At 74.8% G+C, this 1,287-nt stretch carries 1 protein-coding gene and 1 pseudogene; both read right to left on the bottom strand.

What is annotated here, in order from left to right:
• Positions 1–181: 181 nt before the first annotated feature.
• Positions 182–493, bottom strand: a pseudogene (locus HGA02_RS19545) (TerD family protein); the annotation flags it as partial.
• A 95-nt stretch (positions 494–588) separates the two neighbouring features.
• Positions 589–1,287, bottom strand: a 699-nt coding sequence (locus HGA02_RS19540; protein WP_168681057.1) for a TerD family protein, incomplete at its 5' end; no start/stop codon positions are given.

Here is a 1,287-nt window from a genome sequence, read left to right as displayed (position 1 = left end):
GCCCGCCCGTCCCCCGGCGCCGACGCTCGAGCAGGTCGCCGAGCGCGCCGGAGTGTCACGCTCCACCGCGTCGCGCGCCATCAACGGTGGTCTGCGCGTGTCCCCCGAGGCCCTCGCGTCCGTCGAGACCCCCGTCGTACCCCTGCCCGACGGCCCGGACCTTCCACGCGTCGCCGCGGCGGTACACCTCGACCGTGACGACCGCGCGCTCGCTCGTGAGGTCCACGAGCGGGAACCGCGCCCGTTCGGACCCGTCGCCGTCGCGCAGCACCGCGGTGAGGGGCGGGAGGGTGCCGAGCGCCGGTCGGTGCGGGTCGACGCTCACGAGGCACAGCACGGCGTGGACGCGCGCGGGCAGCGCGGCCAGGTCGAGCCGGACGCGGGCGGGTGAGCCCACCTCCAGCGTCGCGCCCGGTGCCGACGGCTGGTTGTAGAAGACGAGGTCGTCGGACGACGCCGCCCGCTGCCGCTCGTCGACGAGGAGGACCGACACGTCGCACTCGGCGGCCGCGGTGCCGACCACCTCGACGAGCACGCCCGCGTCGGGCCAGGGCGCGTTCTGGCCGCGCCCGAGCACCAGCGGTGAGGTCACCCGACGTACCGGGCGAGCGACGGCACCGTCTCCATCGGCGTGCGGGCCTGCATGCCCTCGCCGACCGCCTGCATCTTCCACGTCGGGCCCTGGCGGTACACGCGCGCCATGAGCATCGCGGTGAACGGCATGCCGCCGGCGAGCGTGTACCGGGCCAGCTCGGCCCCCGTGGTGTGGTCGACGAGCCGGCAGAACGCGTTCTGCACCTGCTCGAACGTGTGGCCCTCGTACGAGGTGACGACGAGCATCACGTCCGTGACGTGCACCGGGACGCGGGTCAGGTCGATGAGGATCGTCTCGTCGTCGCCCTCGCCGTCGCCCGTGCGGTTGTCGCCCGTGTGCTGCACGGACCCGTCGCGCGTCCGCAGGTTGTTGTAGAACGCGACGTCGACGGGGTCCTTGCCGGCGAACAGGATCGCGGAGGCGTCGAGGTCGATCTCGACCTCGCGGCTGCCGAACATCCCGCGCCTGCGGACCGGGTCCCAGCCCAGGCCCATGCGGACCATCGTCAGCGCGACGTCGCCGTCCTTGACGAGCGAGACCCGCTGGCCCTTCGAGAGGTTCACCGGGCGGGCCTTGGTCAGCTGCACCTCGCCGGCGCCGGAGGAGTCCGCCGTGGGCGGCTGGGGCGCGGGCGCGACGGGAGGGGCGGGAGCAGCGGACAGCGGCGCCGGAGGTGCGGGCGGCGCGGCGGC

The organism is Cellulomonas septica, assembly GCF_012396155.1.
GTDB classification, from domain to species: Bacteria; Actinomycetota; Actinomycetes; order Actinomycetales; family Cellulomonadaceae; genus Cellulomonas; species Cellulomonas septica.
This window is presented reverse-complemented; position numbering and strand designations above follow the sequence as displayed.